The sequence below is a fragment of the Cupriavidus sp. HMR-1 genome, assembly GCF_000319775.1.
GTDB classification, from domain to species: domain Bacteria; phylum Pseudomonadota; class Gammaproteobacteria; order Burkholderiales; family Burkholderiaceae; genus Cupriavidus; species Cupriavidus metallidurans.
Map to the genome: position 1 here is coordinate 113,821 of NZ_ANKP01000235.1, position 6,405 is coordinate 120,225.

Below are 6,405 nucleotides of genomic sequence, written 5' to 3' on the forward strand. Positions count from 1 at the left end.
CGACATGTTTCAGAACTCGTTCTGGATGGCTTTGTATCCGCGCACCAACGCGTTGTTGGTCAGCGCGACATCTTCGGAAAACTCGCTGGCGTCGACGGACACCTTGGGGAGTGTGGCAAGGTCTGTGGATCGTCCAATGCGCATCGTCGACGGAACATGGAAGCCGGCCGGCAGATGGCAGCCATCGACCACGGCGTTGAATCGCACCACGCAGCCGTCTTCCACGACGCAGTCGAATAGCACGCTATTGAATCCGATAAACACCCCATTACCGACCCGGCACGGACCGTGAACGATGGCACGATGCGCGATCGAGGTGCGTTCCCCGATCGATACCCGCGCGCCAGACTTGGAATGGATGACGACGCCGTCTTGTATGTTGGAATGCGCGCCAATCAGGATCGGCTCAAGCTGGCCATTGGCATCTACCTCGTCGGCACGAATCACCGCGTAGGGACCGATAAATACGTTCTCCGCAACAACCACCTTGCCGCACAGGACGGCCGTCGGGTCAACGAAGGCGCTCGGGTGAATCTGCGGCAGATCGCCGCTCGGGTTCTTTCTGATCATGTAGCGGATTCCTGGCGTGCTAATCCGCACGCGCGTTTTAACCGTTCGAACAACGCCGCGTCGCACCATTGCGCCGTGATGGCGGGCGCGAAGACGATGGATTCAAGCTCGATGCGCCCCATGCGGGGATTCTCGGCGTCCTCACGGAAACACTGCGCATAGCCGGTCTCCGTTTCATGGACGATGACGGAGTGCAATCGCACGTCTCCCTCGCCATTGCGCAAGGCGGTCGTGGCTAGCACCGCATCCACCAGCCGGAAGAACAACCTTGAGAATTGTTCGGCGCTTGGCGACACCGGTATCAACACCCAACGCTCTGAATGCTGGCGCATGGATGCCAGATACGCTGGGTCGTCGCCGGTCCATAGCGTGACCGCATGGTCGAAGGCGTCGATCAGCGTAAACGCGCCGCCCTTGAGCAGGCCGAAGTCATAGACCATCTGTCCATGGTCGAGTGAGTGTGCCTCCAGCAGTAACTCGATCTTGTACGAATGCCCGTGGATGGAATGCGAGCAGCGCCTCGTGCTGCATCCGCGCACGATATGGGCGTTCTCGAAGCGGAAGAGCTTGCGAATCAGCATGCCGTCGTCACGTGCGCCCGCCGCCCTTATGCTGGAGTTCCATCGACAAGGGTCCAGGTACTCCCATTGGCCGTGTCGTGAACCAGGACACCGGCCGCGCCAAGTTCCTCACGCAGTGCGTCTGCCCGTGCGAAGTCGCGGCGCTTGCGGGCCTGCTCGCGCTCCGCGACCAAATGGTCGATCCGTGCCGCGTCCGCAGCAGTGGCGAGACCATGGATGTCTGCTGGCCCGGCCAGTGCCTGGAGCGCGGAGTTTGGATCCTGCTGGAACAATCCGAGCAACCGTCCCGACGCCGTCACCCGCGCCTTGGCCACGGATCGGCCGGCATCGGTACCTGCCTTTTCCAGCTCGGCGAGCAACACGTGGAGTCGCGCCAGCGCACCCGGAATGTTCAGGTCATTGTTGAGGGCCGCGATTACCTCCTCGTCAGGCTCTTCGCCGGGCGAGATCTCGATGTGTTCAACTGTCTTCAGCCCCCGGTAGAAGCGCGACAGGGTCTGGCGCGCCGTCAGCAGGCGCTGCGCGTTCCAGTCGAGCGGATGCCGGTAATGCGCCGAAAGCAACGCCAGTCGTATCGCCTCCCCCGGCGCCTGCCCCAGCAGATCGCGCAGCAGCAGAACGTTGCCGAGCGACTTGGACATTTTCTGGCCGTCCACGGTAACGAAGCTGTTGTGAACCCAGGTGCGGCAGTACATCTCGCCATTCGCGCAAGTGCCCTGGGCAATCTTATTCTCGTGATGCGGGAATATCAGATCCTGGCCGCCCCCGTGGATGTCGATCGTGCTTCCCAGGTGTTGCCCGATCATGGCTGAGCATTCGATATGCCAACCTGGTCGCCCGCGTCCCCACGGACTCGGCCAACCCGGAAGCTCGGCAGTGGACGGCTTCCAGAGGACAAAGTCCAGCGGATCGCGCTTGTATGGTGCGACCTCGACGCGTGCGCCGGCGAGCATGTCCTCAGGTCGGCGACCCGAAAGCTGGCCATACGCGGGAAAGGACGGCACGTGAAACAGGACATGATCCTGTTCGACATAGGCATTCCCGTTTGCGATCAGCCGCCGTATCAAGGCAATGATCGCGGGGATGTGCTCGGTGACGCGCGGCTCCAGGTCAGGAATCAACACGCCCAGCGCCCGCATGTCCTCGTGGTAGGCATCGATGTAGCGCGCAGTAATGGTGCCGATAGGCACGCCCTCCGCCGCCGCGCTCGCGTTGATCTTGTCATCCACATCGGTGAAGTTGCGAGCGTAGACCACTTCTGCGTATTGCTCGCGCAGTAGCCGCGCCAGCACGTCGAAAACAACAGCCGGTCTGGCATTGCCAATATGCGCGAAGTTGTAGACCGTTGGCCCGCAGACATACATCGCGACGCGGCCCGGCTGCCCGGTCCGCAAGGGCTCCTTCTTGCGGGTCAGCGAGTTGTAGAGGCTGAGCGCGGAAGTCATGCGGCCACCTCCCGTGCATGCTTCATCTGCAACGGCGCTGCCCAAGCCACCGCATCATGAGGATGGAGACTTTCAAGGTGCCGAACGTGAACCCTGGGATTCGCGAAACGTCCGTCCAGCGCAACCTGAATGCGGCGCGCCGCGTCTTCAACGAACATGAGATTCTGGCCATTCAGCGCGGCGAATGCCTGCTCATCGGCACGCTTGACGGCAGTCTGTAGTGGCGTGCCAAGCGCGCGCTCGATGTGGTCGATCAGGTCGAGAAGACCCAGGTTTGGCGAATCGACGGCAATATCCACAGTGATCGACGCCTCGCTACGCTGGCTGTGTGGCGTCGCCAGCGTGCCGTGTTGCCGCAACCAGGCCGAGACTTCGGCGACGTCGACGTGACGCTTATACGCGAACGCCTTCGCAAACCCTCGCTCTACCAGTTGCCGGGTCAATGCCGCGGAGCACGGACAAGTCGACGAGTAGCCTGCCGTTACCCGAGCCGTCAGCGCAAAGACATTGCCAACCAGCGATGCGTCCAGCCGTACCGGATACGACTTCCATCCTGCAATGCCTTCCGTGACCAATGCGGGGCGACGGACTAGCAGATCAAAACGCAGGCGTAGCCGCGCGCCGCCTGTCTCGCAATCGCGATGACTGTCCACCACCGCTTCAAGCAATTGCCGTATGCGGATGGGCGAAAGACCCGCGCCATCGTCCGGCGCATCCAGCAGCGCGTACAGGCGAGACATATGGATCCCCTTGACCCTGGGCGCGGGCAGGTCGACATGAATGTCCGCGCGGGCGTGCAACTGACGCCGATAGCCAGGCTCGACAAGCCTGATTGGCAGGTCGATGCCCTGCATGCCGACCCACTCCAGCGGGGTGAAGGTCGGGGAGACTTCGGTCAAGGAAACGTCGGGAAGGGCTGCGCTCATGCTTTCGTTCGGATTGGGAAGGCATCCCCAATGTCCTAGGCGCATGGGGAGCCCCAAGTGTCAGGGCCAGTCAGGAAAGGGGTTGTGCCAGGTGGTCCACGCATCAGGACCCTGCGCCATCTCGTCGTCCGTCAACAGGCAGGCGTCCAGACATCTACGAAGTTCGAACTCGTCCATGTCGACACCAATCAACACGATCTCCTGACGCGCATCGCCGACGCTGTCGTCCCATTTGGCGCGAATCAAGGCAACGGACTCCGGGTCGTCCGGCCAGCGCTCGGGCGGCACCGCGGCCCACCAGTAACCGGCCGGACCGTGCCTGGCAACGGCGCCAGCCTGAGACCAGGTTCCCGCGAGCGTCGGATGGCTTGCCAGCCAGAAGAACCCCTTTGACCGCACCACACCCGGCCATTCGGCCGCGACAAACGCGTGGAAGCGTTGAGGATGAAATGGTCGACGGGCGCCGTAGACGAAGCTGCGAATGCCGTATTCCTCGGTCTCAGGCACGTGCTTGCCGCGCATTTCCTGTATCCAGCCGGGCGCTTTCGATGCTTCCTCGAAATCGAACAAACCTGTGTCGAGCACCCGATCGAGAGGCACCCGGCCAAACTCGGCGATCTCGATACGTGCCCTGGGGTTGAGCGCGCGCAGAATGGCCAGGAGGCGCTCGCGGTCCGCGTCGACGATCAGATCGACCTTGTTCAAGACCAGCACATCGCAGAATTCGACCTGATCGATCAGGAGGTCCACGACGGTGCGCGCATCCTTCTCGCCCAGTGACTCGCCGCGCGATTGCAGACTGTCGCGCGAACCGTAGTCGCGGAGGAAATTGAAGGCGTCGACCACCGTGACCATGGTGTCCAGATGGGCAACCTCATTGAGACTACGGCCATCTTCGCCTTCGAACGTAAAGGTCTCCGCCACCGGCAAGGGCTCCGAGATCCCGGTCGATTCGATAACCAGTTGGTCGAATCGCCCTTCCCTCGCCAGCCGGTCGACTTCCAGCAGCAGATCTTCGCGCAGCGTGCAGCAGATGCACCCATTGCTCATCTCGACCAATGTCTCTTCCGTCCGCGAAAGATTGGCGCCGCCATCCCGGACAAGCGCGGCATCGATGTTGACGTCGGACATGTCGTTGACGATCACCGCGACGCGACGACCCTCACGGTTATGGAGGATGTGATTAAGCAAGGTGGTCTTGCCCGCGCCGAGGAAGCCCGAGAGCACGGTGACAGGAAGCTTGGCTGGAAGCATGAGGATTTGGTTTGCCCGCAAGGCATCCTGCCAAATGCGGGCGATCTGTTAATGCAACATTGTTGCAAACAGATCTTAAATGCAACCTTGTTGCATTTCAAGCCAAATTTTCAAAGCCCCCAAAGCGACGAGTGCGGCAACACCAACAGCGCCGTCGGCGGGGCCAGCTTGTAGCGATCGAAGTCGACATGCGGGCCCTGCTGTCTCCCTCTATCTGCCGCCTCCATCTATCTGCGTTGCCTGAATGCAACTTGGGCTGATGTCCCGTACTGCCAGGCGATCTGCCACGGCATCGTGGCACGAAATGCGAAGACCGAGGCATCAGATGTCAACTGCATGGGGAAAAAGGACTGCAGCATGGATCCTCCCGTCATCGCTCAAGTATCCGAAGTGGGTAACTCCATTCTTCAGCGCAGAATCATTGGTCTGATGGCAGCGGGCCATCGCCTCGTTACGGTGCGATCACCGATTACCCTGCATGTTGTGCACGTTGCCGTGATGACCCCAGAGAACGCCTCCATCATCGATCGCATCCCACTCTGGCGAGCCAAGCGGCTCATCCACGCAGGCGCGATCGTTCCAGACACCGGCAACCTCGATTCAGCAAATGAGTTGCTGCTGTCGAGAACCGCAAATCGAGATCGATTTGGCTAGTTCGGGTGCTGCCTGACCCCTCGCTCGGCCAAGAGGCGACACGCGGCGGTGTGGCCCGCGAAGGCCGGTTCCAACTGCGAACGGACATTGCGCCGGAAATCTGCACTGATGGAAGCACAGACTCCCGGCAAGGACCCAGGCATTGACCTGGCTCATCGCCAAAAATGCCTAAAAGACATGCCGCATGCCCATTGACACGCCAAGCTGTCCACTTGAGCTTGGCGTCTTGTAGTAGACCTGAGAGGTAGCGGGTGAATAGCCGATGGATTGGCCATTCGGCAAGTAGGTGATGTTGTCCCAGTTCAGCGAGGCATTGCGGGCGTACATGACACCAAGGAAGACGTCGGTGCGCTTTGAGAGGTTGTAATCCGCCAGCGCCAGATATTGCTGCAGGTTCTTCGGATTAGTATGCACACCGCCGATGGTGGCATCCTTGATATCGTCGTAGTAGTACGCCAGCGTCAGCTTGAGTGCGCCAGTCGCATACCAGTTGATACCAGCCCAGTACATGTTGTCCCGATGTGGCAGCAGCGATGGTGTGCCGGTCGACGGCGCCACTGAGTTCCCCCAGCGATATCCCGCGACCAGCTTCACTGGCCCGAGCATGTAGCTAGCTGCCACCGTGGCGCGCATGTCACGGCCGTAGTCGTTCGACGTCGAGTTGCCAGCGACTTGTGCCGTATTCAGTGTTTTCACTTCGTCGTACCCAAGCGCGACGCCGAATACATCGTTCAGATACGAAACACCCACACCGTAGGCCGACCCGGCGGCGAAGGTACCCGCGCGCTCTCCGAACGACCAATGCGCCGTGGCGGTGACCGGGCCGAACACCCCCTGATACTGCGCCATGTTGCTTTCCCGGAAATTTGGCCCGGAGATGCCTACCACCGGCTCGAACTCTGGCGCATAGGCCACCGGCGTGAAGCTGCCCATCGTCAGGAAGCTTGACGTGTTGTGCGTGAGCACGAGATTCGA

7 protein-coding genes are annotated in these 6,405 nt (G+C 61.0%); 1 reads left to right on the forward strand and 6 read right to left on the reverse strand.

Annotated elements, in window-relative coordinates; translation table 11 throughout:
- Positions 1-9: 9 nt before the first annotated feature.
- From D769_RS24580 to zigA, 5 genes are read right to left on the reverse strand one after another with little or no spacing between them, the layout of a single operon-like run.
- Positions 10-570 carry a hypothetical protein gene (locus tag D769_RS24580; RefSeq protein WP_008650594.1) on the reverse strand — a complete coding sequence of 187 codons (561 nt, stop codon included), beginning with the start codon at positions 568-570 and terminating at the stop codon, positions 10-12.
- Entirely contained in the window at positions 567-1,151 is a 585-nt protein-coding gene (locus D769_RS24585; protein ID WP_008650596.1) for a 6-carboxytetrahydropterin synthase, read from the reverse strand. The genes D769_RS24580 and D769_RS24585 overlap by 4 nt, the downstream gene beginning before the upstream one ends.
- A 26-nt stretch (positions 1,152-1,177) precedes the next feature.
- The gene (cysS, locus tag D769_RS24590) at positions 1,178-2,596 is read right to left on the reverse strand and encodes a cysteine--tRNA ligase (RefSeq protein ID WP_008650598.1); all 1,419 of its coding nucleotides are present in this window, start codon (positions 2,594-2,596) and stop codon (positions 1,178-1,180) included.
- The gene (folE2, locus tag D769_RS24595) at positions 2,593-3,522 is read right to left on the reverse strand and encodes a GTP cyclohydrolase FolE2 (RefSeq protein ID WP_040011229.1); all 930 of its coding nucleotides are present in this window, start codon (positions 3,520-3,522) and stop codon (positions 2,593-2,595) included. Before folE2 ends, cysS begins: the two co-directional genes overlap by 4 nt.
- 60 nt (positions 3,523-3,582) lie before the next feature.
- Entirely contained in the window at positions 3,583-4,776 is a 1,194-nt protein-coding gene (zigA, locus tag D769_RS24600; protein ID WP_008650601.1) for a zinc metallochaperone GTPase ZigA, read from the reverse strand.
- A 357-nt stretch (positions 4,777-5,133) separates the two neighbouring features.
- Between zigA and D769_RS24605 the strand changes: the two genes are divergently transcribed.
- Positions 5,134-5,430, forward strand: a complete 297-nt coding sequence (locus tag D769_RS24605; RefSeq protein ID WP_040011230.1) for a hypothetical protein — start codon at positions 5,134-5,136, stop codon at positions 5,428-5,430.
- 168 nt (positions 5,431-5,598) lie between these two features.
- On the opposite strand, the gene D769_RS24610 is transcribed toward D769_RS24605, so the two are convergent.
- Positions 5,599-6,405: porin (locus tag D769_RS24610; protein WP_008650603.1), on the reverse strand; the 807-nt coding region annotated here is incomplete at its 5' end.

What these genes read in the sequence shown, in the direction of transcription:
- D769_RS24580 (WP_008650594.1), bottom strand. Translation starts at nt 570, where the DNA reads ATGATCAGAAAGAACCCGAGCGGCGATCTGCCGCAGATTCACCCGAGC.
- D769_RS24585 (WP_008650596.1), bottom strand. Translation starts at nt 1,151, where the DNA reads ATGCTGATTCGCAAGCTCTTCCGCTTCGAGAACGCCCATATCGTGCGC.
- cysS (WP_008650598.1), bottom strand. Translation starts at nt 2,596, where the DNA reads ATGACTTCCGCGCTCAGCCTCTACAACTCGCTGACCCGCAAGAAGGAG.
- folE2 (WP_040011229.1), bottom strand. Translation starts at nt 3,522, where the DNA reads ATGAGCGCAGCCCTTCCCGACGTTTCCTTGACCGAAGTCTCCCCGACC.
- zigA (WP_008650601.1), bottom strand. Translation starts at nt 4,776, where the DNA reads ATGCTTCCAGCCAAGCTTCCTGTCACCGTGCTCTCGGGCTTCCTCGGC.
- D769_RS24605 (WP_040011230.1), top strand. Translation starts at nt 5,134, where the DNA reads ATGGATCCTCCCGTCATCGCTCAAGTATCCGAAGTGGGTAACTCCATT.